The sequence below is a fragment of the Lentilactobacillus kefiri genome (genome assembly GCF_007989105.1).
GTDB lineage: Bacteria > Bacillota > Bacilli > Lactobacillales > Lactobacillaceae > Lentilactobacillus > Lentilactobacillus kefiri.
Window position 1 is genome coordinate 59,775 of sequence record NZ_BJVK01000004.1, and the last position, 16,900, is coordinate 76,674.

Genomic DNA, 16,900 nt, shown 5'->3' on the forward strand with positions numbered 1-16,900 from the left:
ATTTATCCTGACTTTCTATTTACTCATTGAATCTTTTAGCATTTTGTTAATAACTTGTGGGTTAGCTTTCCCATGGGTCTGTTTCATAATCTGACCAACCAAGTAACCGATAGCACGATCTTTACCATTATGGAAATCTTCAACTGATTGAGGGTTGGCAGCAACCACTTCATCAACAATTGGTTGAAGCTTGGCAGGATCTGATAATTGAACCATTCCTTTTTCTTCAACAAACTTCTTAGGCTCTTCACCTTTGGTAATGGCTTTGAAGACTTTCTTAGCCATCTTTGATGAAATAGTGCCATCAGTAATTAATTTGATCATTGTTGCCAAATGTTCTGGTGTAATCTTGGTGTCCTGCAATTCAACCTGGTTGTCGTTCATGTAGGCATTGACATCACCTTGCAGGTAGTTGGCAGCCAACTTGGCAGCCGCACCGGCAGCAATCATCTTATCGAAGAAGTCGGACATTTCCTTGGTCTGGGTGATAACCATTGCATCGTAATCGGTAATTCCCAATTCATTGACATAGCGTTCACGACGCTTGGCAGGTGGTTCTGGAAGTTCTTTTGCAATCGAATCGATCCAGTCTTGTGAAATAGTCAATGCTGGTAAATCTGGTTCTGGGAAGTAACGGTAGTCATCGGAACCTTCCTTAACACGCATCAATTCCGTTTGACCAGTTGTTTCATCAAAACGTCGGGTTTCTTGCTGAATAGTCCCACCGGACATAATAACTCGTTGTTGACGTTGTTCTTCATATTCAAGACTCTTTTTGACATAGTTGAATGAATTAATGTTTTTCATTTCAACTTTGGTACCAAATTCTTTTTGTCCAACTGGTCGAATAGAAATGTTGGTATCAACTCGCATTGATCCCTCTTCCATTTTGACATCGGAAATCCCAGTAAACTGGACAATTTGACGTAATTGTTCCAAATAAGCGTATGCTTCATCAGGTGAAGTAATATCTGGTTTTGATACGATTTCAATTAAAGGTGTGCCTTGACGGTTTAAATCAACGAATGAATGCTCAGATTCATGAGTGTTCTTTCCGGCATCCTCTTCAATATGCATTTCTGCAATTCCAATTTTCTTCTTTTGGCCGTCAACTTCTACCTCAACCCAACCATCATGAGCAATTGGTTTCTCAGATTGAGTGATCTGATAAGCTTTTGGATTATCAGGATAGAAATAGTTTTTTCGATCAAAGTGGGGATTTTTTTCAATTGTGGCATGTAATGCCAAGCCAGCCATAATTCCGTCATGAACAACGCCTTTATTAGTGGTTGGCAAGACACCAGGATATCCCCAATCAATCACGTTGGTGTTTGAGTTGGGTTCGTCACCAAATTCTACAGGAGAAGGACTAAAGATTTTAGAGTGGGTCTTTAACTCCACGTGCACTTCAAGCCCGATAGTGGTTTCAAAATTCATTAGTTATTTCCTCCCATCTTGGGTGTTTGCTTACCAAAGTCAGTATTTTGTTCGAATGCATTTCCGGCTTGGTAAATTGTTGATTCGTCAAATGGTCGGCCAATTAGTTGAACACCTACAGGCAAGCCGTTTGAGAATCCAGCTGGAATTGACATTCCTGGCAGCCCTGCAAGGTTAACAGGAAGTGTCAATACATCATTCATATACATCGTCATTGGGTCAGAAACATCTTCACCAATACCATAAGCAGGAGTTGGTGCAGTTGGTGCCAAGATCAAATCATAATCTTTAAATACTTTAGTAAAGTCATTAATCATCAGAGTTCGAACTTGAGCAGCTTTCTTGAAGTATGCGTCATAAAATCCAGCTGAAAGTGAGAATGTTCCTAACATAATACGACGTTTTACTTCATCCCCAAACCCTTCGGAACGAGATTTAACGTAAAGGTCATCAAGATTTTTAATATTCTCTGCTCGACGGCCGTAACGGATACCATCGAATCGTTGAAGGTTTGATGAAGCTTCAGATGAAGAAATAATGTAATAAGCTGCAACACCGTACTTGGTATGTGGCAACGAAACTTCTTCAACAGTTGCACCAAGCTTTTTAAATGTATCAGCGGTATTTAAAACAGTTTGTTTAACATCATCATCAAGCCCTTGGGCCATGAATTCACTTGGAATTCCAATCTTTAGTCTTTTTACGCCCTTATCAAGATTACTGGTAAAGTCCGGAACTTCTTTAGTTGATGAGGTTAAGTCGTGCTTATCGTGACCGGCGATGGCATTCAATACAGTCGCATTGTCGAAAACGTTACGGGTAATCGGTCCGATTTGATCCAAACTTGAACCAAAGGCAATTAATCCCCAACGAGAAACCCGGCCATAAGTTGGCTTCATTCCAACCACCCCATTAAATGAGGCTGGTTGACGAATAGAGCCACCAGTATCTGATCCCAAGGCTGCTAAGACTTCACCGGCGGCAACAGCTGCTGCTGAACCACCTGACGAACCACCAGGAACTTTAGTTGTATCCCAAGGATTATGGGTCACTTTAAAAGCTGAATTTTCAGTAGAACCACCCATGGCAAATTCATCCATGTTTGTTTTACCAACATTGATGGTATCAAGATCCTGTAATTTTTTAACGGCGGTTGCATCAAAAATTGGTTTGAAGTTTTCCAAAATTTTTGAAGCTGCAGTCGTTTTCAAGCCTTTTGTAACCATATTGTCTTTGATAGCAATCGGCATGCCTGACAATAAGTTGTCGGAATCAATACCTTTTTCATCAATTTCAGATGCTTTCTTCAAAGCACCCTCGTCGTCAACAGTTAAGAAGGCATTGATGTCACCATCAACCTTTTTAATGTTATCAAGAGTTTGTTGAGTGAGATCTTTTGCTGAAATTTCTTTATTGACGAGCTTTTCGTGGATACTCTTGAGTGATTGATTAAAATAATTCATTATTCATTTTCCCCACTTTCATCAATAATGGTTGGCACTCTGATGTAGCCATCGGCTGTATCAGGTGCATTATCAAGAAGTGCTTGGCGTTGATGCCAGTCTTCGGCAACATCGTCTCTCATAACGTTAATTTGGTCAGTTACACTACTTGTGGGTTCAACACCGTCAGTGTCAACCTCACTCAATGTTTCAAACAAACCAATAATTTGATCCAGCTGGGTCGTGAAATATGGCAGTTGATCATCGGCAATCTTTAATTTTGCCAATTCAGCAACGTGTTTTACTTGATCCTCGGAGATCTTTTCAGTCATTGAAATCCTTCTCTCTTCTGAATGTCCAAAATTTAATAACAACAATAATTTTACCATAGAAATAATGGCATTTTTTAAAAATTAATAACTATTGAAAATATGAGCCGAGAATTTCTTCTCATTCTGTTTCCGACTCAAGAAACTTTGAATGCCTTCCGTCGATGAAACAGTGATGTCAATTGGTGCATTTGCCGGCAAGTATCGTTGAGCGGCATTTTGAATATATTGGGTAAAACTGATAATTTCAGTCTGGCTATAAAATTGGGTGGTAATACTGATATTCATCCCGCTCAATGAGCCATCCGTGTATTGTGCCTGAGCAGTTACCCCACTCAAGTTCGGGAAGAAGCCCTGAATTTCGGATTTGAAATTATCAAATGAATCGGCATCATTTTGGCTTGGGCCTTTTTTAGATGATTGCAGTGGAAATACATAGTTCTTCTGATTAATCTTATTCCACTTGGCAACTTTGGTTTCACCATCGTCATTTACCGAATAAGCAAAGAAGTTTCCACCAACCAGACTGTCATCAGATGCCTGCTTGTACAACGCAATGATAATTGGAATGTTCTTCAAAGATTTGCGCTGTCGCAGCCGTTTGATAACCTGGTTGGCAATCGCCTTTCCGTGCTTTTTAACTTGAGCATTCGAAATGTTCGTTTGATAAGTAGGACCATAGGCGGTTTTCTTATAGTAATCAACCGAGTTGATTCCCAAACCAATGGTCATTCCGGATAATCGAAGTGATTTACCGCTTTGGGTCATGAAATCCTGTTCATCAATTTGAGAAAGATAAACCGGGTTTCTGGTATTTGGACTGGTTGACTTTGATTTAACCGGATTTAAGCCCTTGGGATTGGATTTGGACTTTCTATCCAGCCAATTTTCAACTGTACTGGTTGAAAGATATTGGCCTTCTTGGAAAACATACTTTTTAGTTGAAAATTCTTTTTTCGAGATATCCAAAAGCCCATTTTCAAATCCTTTGATGTTAAATTGGTTGGACTCTTGTGAAACACTAACGCCACGGGACTTACTGGTTTGGTAACGGCCATTTTTAATAACTCCCTGGTAGTAATCAGTGTTGGTCTGGCCGGTTAACTGGGTCTTCGACTTTGATCCACTTGAGTTACTCGTATCTTTTGATAAATTATCAACGCTCCCACACGCTGCCAGCATGAATCCTGACAGAATGATTGAAATTCCCAGGATAATTTTTTTCACGATTCGTTCCTCCATTGTTACTTTTCATCGGCCATTTCCTGGTGGAAACGTTCTTCGTCCCAGGTCTCGATGCCGAGACTTTTTGCCTTATCGTACTTGCTGCCGGGATCTTCTCCCACAACAACCACGTCTGTATTTTTTGAAACTGAACTGCTGACTTTGGCACCATGATCTTCAAGCCATTGAGTCGCATCAGGACGGGTAATGTTTTGCAGTTTCCCAGTCAAAACGAACCGTTTTCCATTAAAGAAAGAGTCGCTTTCGGCAAGCTGCTCATCCGTTACGCCCAAATAGTCCATATTCACGCCGACTTGTTTGAGCTGCTGAATCAACTGCTTGGACTCAGGCATTGAGAAATACGTCACAACACTGTCAGCAATAGTCATTCCCATTGTAGCAATTTCGGCAATGTCTTGCGCGCTTGCCTGCATAACCTTATCAATATTTTTAAAACGTTGAGCAATTAATCGGGCAGCTTTAATGCCAACGTGACGGATTCCCAGTCCATATAATAGCCGTTCACATGAATTACCACGACTGTCGTCGATTGCAGAAAGCAGCTTGGTTGCGGACTTCTCACCAAATTTATCAAGGGTCAGCAACTGATCAAATGACAAGTCGTAAAGACCGGCAACATCCGAAACCATGTGTTTTTCAAATAATTGGGCAATGATTTTTGGTCCAAGCCCGTCAATATTCATCGCGTCTCTGGATGCGAAGTGGGTTAACCCTTCTTTTAACTGAGCCGGACACTGTGGATTGATACACCGCAAGGCAACTTCCTCATCCAAATGAACCAGTGTTGAACCACATGACGGACATTTGGTTGGAATGACATATGCCTGACTGTCCGCTGGCCGCTTCTCAGTAATATACTGCGAAATTTCTGGAATAATATCTCCTGCCTTATGCAGTTTGACGGTATCACCAACCCGAATATCTTTTTCCTCTAAATAATCGGGGTTATGCAAAGATGCTCGGCTAACCGTACTTCCAGCCAACGTTACCGGATCCATCACAGCAGTTGGAGTAACGACGCCGGTTCGGCCAACTGTCCACTCAATATCTCTAACAACCGTCTGAACTTCTTCGGGTGGGAACTTGTAAGCAATTGCCCATCTTGGAACTTTGACCGTTGCGCCTAATGAACGTTGCAATGGCAATGAATTAACCTTAATAACGATTCCGTCAATCCCGTAAGGAAGACCATCCCGCAAATCCTTATATTTATCCACATATCCATCAATGTCATCCATGTTGTGGGCAACTTTGTAATCGGGATTAATGGTAAATCCCAAATCTTTTAGTTCCTCCAGCATGCCACTTTGAGTATCCGATTGAAGATCGTCAATATCGGCCACATTATACATAAACGTGCTCAATTTCCGGATTCTGGTTACCCGTGGGTCCAACTGTCGCAAACTGCCGGCAGCGGCGTTTCTGGGGTTGGCAAAGGGTGCTTCACCATTTAACTGCCGCTGCTCATTTAGTTCGGCAAAAGATTCCTTTGGCATATAACACTCACCACGAACTTCAATATTAATTGGTCGGGTGAGCTTTCGCGGAATGGACTTAATGGTCTTTAAATTACGGGTGATGTCCTCACCGATTTGGCCATTCCCACGAGTGGAACCTTGAACAAAGATTCCATTTTCATACCGCAAGTTAATTGCCAAACCATCAATTTTTAATTCACAATTATATTCAAATTCAACCGAATCATTTTCGGTTAGATGATCAACAAACTCCCCCAGTTCTTCCTTGGAGAACACATCCCCCAGTGAAAGCATGGGGATTTCATGATTAACCTTGGTAAATCCGGGTAACGTGTGGTCACCCACTTTTTGGGTTGGTGAATCAGGTGTGACAATCTGTGGAAACTTGGCTTCAAGTTCAACCAGCTGTTGATAGGTTTTGTCATAAACCGAGTCTTCCACACTGGGAGAATCATAAGTGTAATATTCATCAGCCCACTTATTTAACTGAGTCCGGAGCTGGGCAGCTTTTTGGGCTGCTTCTTTCTCGGAAACATTTTCAAATGCCACAATAACACCTTCTGTTGATTAATTTTCCTGCTTTTTAATTGGCGCAAACGCCGCAAGCAACCGCTTAATACCTTCTTGTTTAAAGGCGATATCAAGTTCCATATCTTCGCCGGTTCCGGCTACCTTAACAACTGTCCCGGTTCCCCAAGCCTTATGGGAAACTTTGTCACCAACGGACCAGGCCTTTTTGTCGGCCCCCGTTCCCTTAGGTGATTCTTTCACTTGAGCAGGACGGTGATAAGTTGTGGCTGTTGCCCGTCGTGTTCGGCGGTCAAACGGCGTGGTAAGCGGAGTATCAGTCTGCTGTTGATTGTCGCTGTGAATTAATTCCGGAATGATTTCATTAACAAATCGTGATTCGGGATTATTCTGGCGGCGACCATAAAGCATTCTGGAATAGGCATTGGTAATATACAATTTTTCCTTGGCACGGGTAATTCCCACATATGCCAGTCGACGTTCTTCTTGTAATTCTGATTCATCTGCAGCAGCTCTTGAAAGTGGGAACAATCCCTCTTCCATCCCCATCAAAAAGACAACTGGGAATTCCAAACCTTTAGCAGCATGAAGAGTCATCAAAGTAACCTGGGCATTATCTTCTTCAAGACTATCCTGGTCAGAAACCAAGGCCAAATCACTTAAGAAATTAACCAGGTTTTGCTGGCCGGTTTCGCCTTCGTTATCCTCATCATACTTTTGGGTAACAGAAATGAATTCTTCCAAGTTTTCAAGCCTGGTTTGGGCTTCAAGGGACTTGGAGGCTTTCAAAGTACTTAAATAACCACTTTTATCCAAAACTTCTTCAGTAATTTCGGTAATCGACATTTCATCCATTTTGGCAGAAATCTCACTCATTGTGTGTTCAAAATCTGAGATTGAATTTTTTGCCCGGGTGGAAATTTGATTGGCCAAATCCACATTCTTGGCTGCTTCCAATAAACTCCAGCCATGATCATTGGCAAATAGTCTTAACCGTTCAATACTGGTCTGGCCAATTCCCCGTTTGGGTTCATTAATAACCCGTTCGAAACTCATTGAATCATTGGGATTAGCTAAAAGTGTGAGATATGATAAGGCATCCCGAATTTCTTTTCGATCATAAAATTTGTGCCCACCAACCATGGTATAAGGAATGTTTGATTTGAGCAGAGTCTCTTCAATCACTCGTGACTGTGCGTTGGTTCGATACAGGATCGCAAAGCTGCCATAATTTCGTTTTGGCTTAGCCATTTCTTCTTGAATTTTGGCAACCACATACCGGGCCTCATCATTTTCAGTTTGGCCACGATAATAGGAAATCTGATCGCCTTTCGCATTTTCAGTCCATAAATTTTTATCCGCCCGGTTGTCATTATGCTCAATAACCGCGTTTGCCGCGTTCAGGATTGTCTTGGTAGAACGGTAATTTTGTTCCAGCAAGGTAACATGTGCAGCCGGATAATCCTTCTTAAAATCAAGGATGTTTTGCATGTTGGCACCACGCCAACCATAAATACTCTGGTCGGCATCACCAACAACACAAATATTTTGATTCTTTTTAGCCAATGTATTAACCAGTTGATACTGAGCTTCGTTGGTATCCTGATATTCATCAACGTGAATGTACTGGAACTTATCCTGATAGTCAGCTAAAACATCTTTATGTTCATCAAACAACTGAATCGTCATCATAATCAGGTCATCAAAATCAAGTGATTCGTTTTGCTTGAGTTCTGCCTGATAACGTTCATACACGTCTGCTACGATCTGATCAAATGCACTAATTGCCTGTACTTTGAATTGTTTGGGAGTCAATAAATCGTTTTTGGCGTTTGAAATGCTTGAAAGTACGGAGCGTGGATCAAATTTCTTGGGATCAATGTTCAGATCTCGGAGAACTCTTTTGACCAACGTCCGCTGCTCACTGGTATCGGCAATCGTAAATGCTTTGTTATAGCCCAGTAAGTCAATGTGTCGACGTAAAATTCGAACACACAGTGCATGAAACGTTGAAACCCAGACGTCATTGCCACCTTCACCCAACAGCTTGGATACCCGTTCACGCATCTCTCGAGCTGCCTTGTTGGTGAAAGTAATTGCTAAAATCCGCCAAGGCATAATGTGATTATGTTCAATTATGTAGGCAATTCGATGGGTTAAAACCCTTGTTTTTCCACTACCGGCTCCTGCCATAATCAAAACCGGTCCTTCGGTATGAACAACAGCATCTTTTTGATCTTTGTTCAAACCTGCTAATAAACTTTCTTCTGCCACTAAATATTCCATCCTCTCTCGTTTGTCTTTTTAATTATAACAAAAAAGTCGGCTTCCCGACTCTCTACATATTGCTATATTTTGTTTTATAATCGACGTCTTTCCAGATGCCGGTCGCTTCAAGTTTAACTAAGGTATCTGAAATCGATTCGGTTGGAATCAAAACGTGGCCGACACACTGCTTATCATCGCTGGGATGGTTGCCGTAAAAGGTAAAGTGCCAGTTATCTTTGATCACCCATTGAGTTTGAACACGTTGATATTCTTGTTGTCGAATTGCTTGAAAGACGGTTGCAATACCTGGAATAATCTTAGTCAACGGTAATCCGGCGATTGCCCGCAAATGTTGTTCAAATTCATCCACATTGGCAGCATAATCAAAAACAAATCCGGCTGGGCTTAATTTAGGAGCGATGCGGCTAACATAAATCGACCCACTCTTTGCGAGAAATAATGAAACTTCAAAGGTTCCAACGTAGTTCACATTTTTGGCAATTTCATTGGTAATCCGTTCCATTTCCTTTTTGACGCTCGGATCAAGTTGAGCCGGCGTATAGGCAGTCATCAATTGCTCGCCAACATAGACCACTTCAACGGGTGGAAACATCACTGTCGAACCGGATGCTGTCCGGGTGACCACGACAGAATAGTCGGTATCATGCTCAACATATGACTCCAAAATATAAGTTCCAGAATCCAAGAATCCTGACGCCAATACAATATCGGCCTGATTCTTAATCTGTAATTCTTTACCGCCGTTCAAGCCTCGCTGAATCGGCTTTAAAATTGCCGGATAGCCAATTGAATTGATCGCCTGATAAATATCTTCCAGAGTGACAATTGTCGAATATGGCACCATATTAATATTCAGTGTCTCAAAAAATGTCCGTTCAATTAAACGATCTTGAACAATATCCAGCATTCCATCCTGTTGGGGAACTGCTGTAAATTGAGAAATATATCTGACAACATCAGAATCAATGTACTGATTATCATAAATAACAGCATCACAGCGTTCAGCAAACATTTTTAAAGTCTCTTTGTCGTTATACGGACCAATATATTTATAAGCCGCCTGCTCCATTGCTTTGCTGTTTTCATTTGAACTATACATTCCAATGTTAAAACCCATCTGTTTTGCATGGGCTAACAAAGTGGGAGTACTAATACTGTCTCCCAAAATTCCAATTGTTTGACCGGGATAGATGACATTTGCGTTTGCCAATTAATTCACTACTTTCATTTCGTAATTATCACTAATAGTTATTCGCCACTGAACTTATAGTACCATTTTTAGAGAATCGTTATTCAACAAATGTGACCTTTTGGTTGTCTAATGAAGCAATTCGGGCAAGTGATTCAAGTCTGACACCCTTCTTTTCAATCATCGAACGGCCCTTTTGGAAACTCTTCTCGATGACAATTCCAACTCCGGCAACCGAAACGTTGGCCAATTTGGCAATTTCCAATAATCCTTGAACTGCCTGACCGTTGGCCAAGAAATCGTCGATGATCAAGATTTTGTCATCCGGCTTCAAGAAACGTTTATCCACACTGATGTCGTTGCTAACTTGTTTAGTATAAGAATAAACACTGGCGGTGTAGAGATTATCGGTTAAAGTTAAGCTCTTATGCTTACGGGCAAAGATCAAAGGAACCCCCATATGAATGGCAGTGGTCAAAGCCGGTGCAATTCCGGATGACTCAACTGTCACAACTTTGGTAATTCCCTCATCTTTAAATAGGCGGGCAAATTCTTTGCCGACTTGATCCATTAATTTGGCATCGACCTGGTGATTTAAGAAATTATCTACCTTCAATACGTTTCCTGGTAATACAGTGCCGTCCTCTAATATCCGTTTCTTAAGTAAGTCCATCTCAAAATTCCTTTCTAATCATCATATTGGTAAAGTTTGTACTGTTTGATTATGGCAATCAATTTCTTGGTATAAGTAGGGTCTGTCGCGTAGCCATCCTGCTGAAGGCCATCTGCTGCCTGCAGGTAGTTGTCTGCCGCAATGACGTCCTTGTACTGCTGGGGGTTCCATTTCGTCCCGTAGGCAAGCAATTTGGCGTGATCAGCAAGGGATTCGTTCCAATCACGGTATACTTGAAATCTCGCCTTAATTGTGACATAACGCCCATTAACAAATTCCTGGGTATTTAAATAGACCGACTTTGTCGTATTGTCTTGTGCCTTAACGCCAAACAAGTTGTAGTACTTACTTGCCAGCTTGCTGCTGCCCCAATCTGATTCCAAAATTGCTTGAGCCAAAGTTATACTGGGAAGAATATTGTACTGTCCTTGGAGACGCTGGGCTTGCGGTGCCAGCTTGTTAATGAATTTACGGTGTTCAACAGCCACCGGATCACTTTGATTTTGAACATTATTCGAGTTATACCCATTCTCATATAATGCATGGAAGCCAAAAATAATGACCAACCCGCAGGCAATGAGAATTAACATCAGAATCATGTTCGCTTGTTTTGCTCGGCGTTTCCGCCCTTTCTTATATTTTGCCAATCCAACCTCAAACTTTCTAACTTTAAAATTAATTCTAACGATAAACGGGCATAAAGACAAACAAAATTTAGTCAACTCCTATTAATGTTAGTGCATAAGAATTGACAAACCCTGTAATTTCGGTTATGTTATCATTTGACACTTAAATCTGGAGATGAAAACCAATGGCTAAAAACACCGAAGTATCTGAAGCACAATCAAAATTTCATGTTGGTGACGAGGTTTCATTCAAGATCGAAAAGCAAACATTTAACGGCTATATTGATAAGAGTTATACCAACTCATTTTTGATAACCTTTGAATCAAATGATCCTGAAATCATTGACAAGTACCACAAGAAAGTTGTTATTAACAACCGTCATCTCAAGATGATTAAGGCTGCACCTCAACCCGAAGTTGACGATGATGAAGATGAGGACGAATCAAAGCCTTCAAAAAATTCAAAGTCCAAGAAATCCAACAAGAAATAATGATTTAAAAGTAGACCCTGCATATTCGTGCAAGGTCTCTTTTTTTATCTAGCGGTTCTATCAAATATCTTTTTAACCGGAATTGCAATCAACGGTGTCACAATGCCACTAAAGATTGCTTCGGGAATCCCATTGGTTCCAACGACTCCCAACAAGTATGGCAATAATTCTTTGATGTTAATTTGATAAAGTTGCGGTGCTTTAGCTTTATAAAATACATAAATCAGCCCTAAAACAAGGATCGTGTTCGTTAAGGATCCCAAAACTGCAGATATCGAGATACCAACCGTTTGGCTTTTTAAATGCTTCTTGAAATACGTGTAGGTGAGTCCAGCAACAACCCCGATCATAATTCTGGGAATAACCGAGATTAACGGATTAACAAAGACAATGGCAGCCAACGGACTGGTTGGCCAGACAAAAGCCCTCACAAACGTCGTGAATCCCCAGACACCACCAATAATGGCGCCATCAACTGTTCCAAGCAAAATGGTTGCAACAACGACGGTCATCGGAATAATCGTAATTTCAAGAGGTCCAATTGGAATATAGCCAATTAATGGAATTGAAGTCTGCAGTAAAATAATTGCAATAAACATCGCCAACATATTCAGTCGTAACGTTTTCTTCTTAACAGGCATGAGTTGTTACCCCTTTAAATTTGATGGACTCATTATACAATAACGGGTTGTATTCTAATACAATTTTGCAGTGGAATATCATTTTAGTCGCAAGCTTAAAATAATCTCAATAAAAAAACACCTCTCCAAGGAGAAGTGTTTTTGATAATACAAAGTATATTTTAACGCTTTGAAAATTGTGAAGCTTTACGAGCCTTTTTAAGACCTGGCTTCTTACGTTCTTTCATACGAGCGTCACGAGTTAACAAACCAGCGCGCTTTAATGGTCCACGGAAGTCGGGATCAACGGAAAGCAATGCACGAGCAATTCCATGACGAGTTGCTCCGGCTTGTCCGGAGAATCCACCACCGTTAACGTTAACTAAGGTATCGTAATTACCTAAAGTCTCAGTAACGTTGAATGGTTGCACAACAACTTCTCGCAAGTTAGCAAATGGAATGTAATCTTCAATTGCTTTGTCATTCATGATAATTTTTCCAGTTCCGGGTACTAAACGTACTCGAGCAACTGAATCTTTACGACGGCCAGTGCCGCGATATTGTACTTGAGCCAAAGTGAATTCCTCCTTAAATTAGGTTATTAATGTCTAATACTTCTGGTTTTTGAGCTTGATGATCATGATCAGGACCTGCATAGACATGTAACTTCAAACCGATCTTGTGACCTAATGTTCCATGAGGGAGCATTCCTTTAACTGAAGTTTCAATAAGCTTTTCAGGGTTCTTTTCACGGAAGTCGCCAGCAGTTCTTGACTTGATACCACCAATAAATCGAGTATGGTGATAGTAAATCTTCCGAGTATCCTTATGACCTGTCAATTTCACTTTACTTGCGTTAATGACGATAACATTGTCACCAGTATCAACGTTTGGTGTGAAAGTAGGTTTGTTCTTACCTCTTAAGATTGATGCAACTGTTGAAGCTAAACGTCCAAGTGATACGTCTGTTGCGTCAACAACATACCATTTACGTTCTACTTCACCAGGTTTTGCCATATAAGTTGTACGCACGTTAAATTCCTCCATGTTCCTGTGTTTGTTCGACACCAAATAAGATTCCGGGGCTTATCGTGGGGCAAACAATACCAATTAACATAATACAAATTATTTCTAAAAATGTCAATCAGTTTCATAAATTATCGTTGATGTTTTGGTATTTTTGTTGGATGTTGCGGATCTTCACCCTCATAATAGACTTTTTTCAGGTATAAACCGGAAGCCGGCATCGTCCGCCGAGCCTGGTCACGATCCTTAACGTCGTACAGACGCAATATATCGTGCTCAGGGCGCATCTGGGATCCAATCTCAACAACTACCCCCACCATGATTCGAACCATGTTATAGAGGAAGCCATTGCCATAGAACTCCAATCGAATTTCATTGGCTTCTTTATCCAAATAAGCGGTGGCTTCATAGATCGTCCGAATGTTTGACCGAGCAGTTGAACCCGATGCAACAAAACTACTGAAATCGTGTTCGCCGATAAAATCCTTCATCGCCGTCTGGACTCTTTCAATGTCAATTGGAAAACGCCAGTTCCCGGTGTAATTCCGCTTAAACGGATCCTTAAATTCACCTAAATCCAATCTGTATACATATCGCTTGCCAGACACGTCATACCGGGCATGAAATGTGTCCGAAACCTTTTCGGCCTTTTTGATTTCCATATCTAACGGCAAAAGACTGTTAAGGCCACGATATATGGCTTTGGTCGGGAGGTCAAACGGAAAATCAAAATGAACCACCTGCCCTAATGCGTGAACACCGGCATCAGTCCGCCCTGATCCATATACAACGATGGCTGGATCCGGGTTTTTGGCCATAATATTGACCTTTTGGGTTAAGACGCCTTCAATGGTTCGTCGGTCCGGTTGGCGTTCAAAGCCACTGAAGAGTGTGCCGTCGTATGCCAATGTCACTTTATATCGAATCATGATCACCTCAATTATTTCTTATAAATAAAATCAAAATGCCAACAAATAAAAAGATGATCCAGCTAATGGTATCTTTTTTCTGCCAACGGTACACTCTGTACTTACTTCTGTGCTCACTGTCTGTAAACCCGCGAGCTTCCATGGCCGTTGATAAATTTTCAGCGTGATTAATTGCCCCCGTAAATAACGGAACCAGCAATGGAACGGCTGCCTGAATCCGATGACGGAGGCTGCCGGACCCAAAATCAACTCCTCGGGATCGTTGCGCATTGAGAATTGTTTCCATCTCATCCATCAATGTAGGTACAAAACGCAACGCAATGGAGAGCATTAAAGCGAGTGTATCAACTGGAAAATGAACTTTTTTCAAAGGTTTTAAGACGGTTTGGACGCCGTCTGCAATCGCTAATGACGTCGTTGTTAAGGTCAAAACCGTTGAAATCATAATAATCAACAAGAATCTGACAAAGATATAGCCACCATTGATTAAACTGGTGTCACTCACAGAGAATGGGCCGAAATGCCAATAGACGTGCCCACCACTACTGAACAGGATCTGGAGTAAAACCGTAAAGATAATCAACCAAATTAATGGCCGAATTCCTTTTAAAAAGTACCCAATTGATACGCCTGACATTAAAACGACAAATAGAATCAGAACGCTCAACGTACCATATGTCCAAATGTTATTTGCAAAAAATATAATAATGACAAAATAAAAACTCAGCATTAACTTGGATTGCGGGCTCATTTGATGGATCCAAGAATTTCCTGGAAGGTAACGGCCAAATAAGAAATTACTCATCGGTGTGGTTGCCTCCTTGAATCAGATGAACGATCTCATCTGCAAGATTTTCAATTGTTAAAGGTGTCTTCTCTAAAGGCACTCCCGCACGAATGAGTCTAGTCGCAAATTCACCACTGCTTGGCAAATCGAGGTGCATCTTATAAACCCATTTCGGATCAGCAAAGATTTGACTGGGGGTTCCGTGTTTAACGACTTGGCCCCTATCCATGACAATCACGTCAGATGCATAATCTACGACATCATCCATCTGATGGGTAACAAGAATAATCGTCATATTTCGATGATCATGCAGTCCTTGGGCCAGATCCATAATTTCTTTATGTCCGTGCGGATCAAGACCGGCGGTTGGCTCATCCAAAATCAAAATTTCAGGATTCATGGCCAAAACACCGGCGATCGCAACTCGCCTCATCTGCCCACCAGAAAGATCAAAGGGCGACTGGTCACGTAAAGAAGCATCCAACCCAACCAGTTTCATGGCCTTAACAGCACTTTTTTCGGCATCAGCATCGGAAGCCCCATAATTTTTTGGGCCAAACATAATATCTTTAATAACCGATTCCTCAAAAAGCTGTTTTTCAGGGAATTGAAAAACCATTCCAACATGCTTGCGCAGCTGTTTAAGGTTCTTGTTGGTTGTGCTTGGCGTAATTTGTCGTCCATAAACTTCAATCTCACCAAATGTTGATTTCAATAAAGCATTGATGTGTTGAACCAGAGTAGATTTTCCACTCCCTGTGTGACCAATGATGGCCGTAAACGAGTTGGGAGCAATTTTTAAAGAAACTTTGTCCAGCGCATTTTGGGCAAAAGGCGTATCAGCCTGATAAGTATGGGTTACTTGGTTGAAACTAATTTCTTGATCCATGCTATTAACCTCTTATCGTTCAAATATTGATAGGGCGAATCTATGCCACGCTTTTTGAGCGCCATTATAAGTTGTGAAGTAAATGGAGCGGAAAGACCAATCGATTTTAACTTTGAAATATCACCAAAGATGTTGTCAGGTTTGTCTTCCTCAACAATTGATCCCTTGTTGACAACGATGACCCTGTCAGCACCCGCAGCCTCATCAATATCATGTGTGATTGATATGACTGTTAAGTGATTATCCTGTTTGATTTTATAGACTAAATCAAGAATATCTTGGCGGCCACGGGGATCAAGCATGCTGGTAGCTTCATCCAGGATAATGATCTTGGGACTAAGTGCAACGATTCCAGCAATTGCTACCCGTTGCTTTTGACCACCAGATAAATTAGCCGGAATCCGGTCTCGGAACTCCCACATTCCAACCTGTTTCAAACTCTTTTCGACAATTTCATGCATCTGTTCGCGGGGAACTTGGCGGTTCTCCAGTCCAAAAGCAACATCATCTTCAACAGTTGCGCCAACAAATTGGTCCTCAGGATTTTGAAAAACCATGCCAATTTTATTACGAATATCAAAAATATTATCATCATTAACAACGAGATCGTCAACTACGATCTGTCCTGACTTCAGAACAATTAAGCCATCGATTAAACGAGCTAAAGTACTCTTACCACTACCGTTTTGACCAATGATAGCCGTCCACTCCCCTTCATGAACGTTCATTGATAAATTATTGAAAAGTATGGGTTGATCTGGGTAGTTGAACGAGATGTTTTTGATTTGAATTATGTCTTTCATGATATTCCTCACGTTATGCTATGCCAAGTAATTGTATGTACAAAAAAATCACTTACAGGTAATCGGTGCATGAGATAATTCCCACATTCAAACTAGACTAGGAACTATGTTCCACCATC

The 16,900-nt window shown here is 41.1% G+C and carries 17 protein-coding genes; 1 reads left to right on the top strand and 16 read right to left on the bottom strand.

Features of this window, described 5'->3' with window-relative positions:
• Positions 1-15 precede the first annotated feature (15 nt).
• The 9 genes from gatB to LKE01_RS02655 form a co-directional block, all read right to left on the bottom strand.
• On the bottom strand, positions 16-1,437 hold the full coding sequence (gene gatB / locus LKE01_RS02615; RefSeq protein ID WP_056983215.1) for an Asp-tRNA(Asn)/Glu-tRNA(Gln) amidotransferase subunit GatB: 1,422 nt from the start codon (positions 1,435-1,437) through the stop codon (positions 16-18).
• On the bottom strand, positions 1,437-2,900 hold the full coding sequence (gene gatA / locus LKE01_RS02620) for an Asp-tRNA(Asn)/Glu-tRNA(Gln) amidotransferase subunit GatA (RefSeq protein ID WP_056983217.1): 1,464 nt from the start codon (positions 2,898-2,900) through the stop codon (positions 1,437-1,439). Before gatA ends, gatB begins: the two co-directional genes overlap by 1 nt.
• Positions 2,900-3,211, bottom strand: coding sequence for an Asp-tRNA(Asn)/Glu-tRNA(Gln) amidotransferase subunit GatC (gene gatC, locus LKE01_RS02625; protein WP_054769018.1), 312 nt, complete (start codon positions 3,209-3,211; stop codon positions 2,900-2,902). The genes gatA and gatC overlap by 1 nt, the downstream gene beginning before the upstream one ends.
• An 81-nt stretch (positions 3,212-3,292) precedes the next feature.
• Entirely contained in the window at positions 3,293-4,435 is a 1,143-nt protein-coding gene (locus LKE01_RS02630) for a CamS family sex pheromone protein (protein ID WP_095344804.1), read from the bottom strand.
• Between the two features lie 17 nt (positions 4,436-4,452).
• Complete coding sequence (gene ligA / locus LKE01_RS02635; RefSeq protein WP_056983221.1) at positions 4,453-6,480, bottom strand: NAD-dependent DNA ligase LigA; 2,028 nt, start codon at positions 6,478-6,480, stop codon at positions 4,453-4,455.
• An 18-nt stretch (positions 6,481-6,498) separates the two neighbouring features.
• Positions 6,499-8,745 carry a DNA helicase PcrA gene (gene pcrA, locus LKE01_RS02640; RefSeq protein WP_279592786.1) on the bottom strand — a complete coding sequence of 749 codons (2,247 nt, stop codon included), beginning with the start codon at positions 8,743-8,745 and terminating at the stop codon, positions 6,499-6,501.
• A 52-nt stretch (positions 8,746-8,797) separates the two neighbouring features.
• Positions 8,798-9,958 (bottom strand): ATP-grasp domain-containing protein, encoded by a 1,161-nt coding sequence (locus LKE01_RS02645; RefSeq protein WP_056983224.1) that lies wholly within the window; start codon positions 9,956-9,958, stop codon positions 8,798-8,800.
• 79 nt (positions 9,959-10,037) lie between these two features.
• On the bottom strand, positions 10,038-10,610 hold the full coding sequence (locus tag LKE01_RS02650; RefSeq protein ID WP_054769019.1) for a xanthine phosphoribosyltransferase: 573 nt from the start codon (positions 10,608-10,610) through the stop codon (positions 10,038-10,040).
• Between the two features lie 14 nt (positions 10,611-10,624).
• The gene (locus LKE01_RS02655) at positions 10,625-11,257 is read right to left on the bottom strand and encodes a glycoside hydrolase family 73 protein (protein WP_082619768.1); all 633 of its coding nucleotides are present in this window, start codon (positions 11,255-11,257) and stop codon (positions 10,625-10,627) included.
• A 164-nt stretch (positions 11,258-11,421) separates the two neighbouring features.
• On the opposite strand from LKE01_RS02655, the gene LKE01_RS02660 reads away from it, so the two are divergent.
• On the top strand, positions 11,422-11,727 hold the full coding sequence (locus LKE01_RS02660) for a hypothetical protein (RefSeq protein ID WP_054769020.1): 306 nt from the start codon (positions 11,422-11,424) through the stop codon (positions 11,725-11,727).
• A gap of 44 nt (positions 11,728-11,771) precedes the next feature.
• Here the strand turns inward: LKE01_RS02660 and LKE01_RS02665 are convergent, their stop codons facing one another.
• From LKE01_RS02665 to LKE01_RS02695, 7 genes are all read right to left on the bottom strand, one after another.
• Positions 11,772-12,368, bottom strand: a complete 597-nt coding sequence (locus LKE01_RS02665) for an ECF transporter S component (protein ID WP_054769021.1) — start codon at positions 12,366-12,368, stop codon at positions 11,772-11,774.
• Positions 12,369-12,529: 161 nt separating this feature from the next.
• Entirely contained in the window at positions 12,530-12,922 is a 393-nt protein-coding gene (rpsI, locus tag LKE01_RS02670; protein ID WP_003559561.1) for a 30S ribosomal protein S9, read from the bottom strand.
• Between the two features lie 13 nt (positions 12,923-12,935).
• Complete coding sequence (gene rplM, locus LKE01_RS02675; RefSeq protein ID WP_054769022.1) at positions 12,936-13,379, bottom strand: 50S ribosomal protein L13; 444 nt, start codon at positions 13,377-13,379, stop codon at positions 12,936-12,938.
• A gap of 125 nt (positions 13,380-13,504) precedes the next feature.
• Positions 13,505-14,302 carry a tRNA pseudouridine(38-40) synthase TruA gene (truA, locus tag LKE01_RS02680; protein ID WP_056983226.1) on the bottom strand — a complete coding sequence of 266 codons (798 nt, stop codon included), beginning with the start codon at positions 14,300-14,302 and terminating at the stop codon, positions 13,505-13,507.
• Between the two features lie 7 nt (positions 14,303-14,309).
• On the bottom strand, positions 14,310-15,107 hold the full coding sequence (locus tag LKE01_RS02685) for an energy-coupling factor transporter transmembrane component T family protein (protein ID WP_054769023.1): 798 nt from the start codon (positions 15,105-15,107) through the stop codon (positions 14,310-14,312).
• Positions 15,100-15,978, bottom strand: a complete 879-nt coding sequence (locus LKE01_RS02690) for an energy-coupling factor ABC transporter ATP-binding protein (RefSeq protein ID WP_056983228.1) — start codon at positions 15,976-15,978, stop codon at positions 15,100-15,102. Before LKE01_RS02690 ends, LKE01_RS02685 begins: the two co-directional genes overlap by 8 nt.
• Positions 15,948-16,781, bottom strand: coding sequence for an energy-coupling factor transporter ATPase (locus LKE01_RS02695; RefSeq protein WP_056983230.1), 834 nt, complete (start codon positions 16,779-16,781; stop codon positions 15,948-15,950). Before LKE01_RS02695 ends, LKE01_RS02690 begins: the two co-directional genes overlap by 31 nt.
• Between the last annotated feature and the right edge of the window lie 119 nt (positions 16,782-16,900).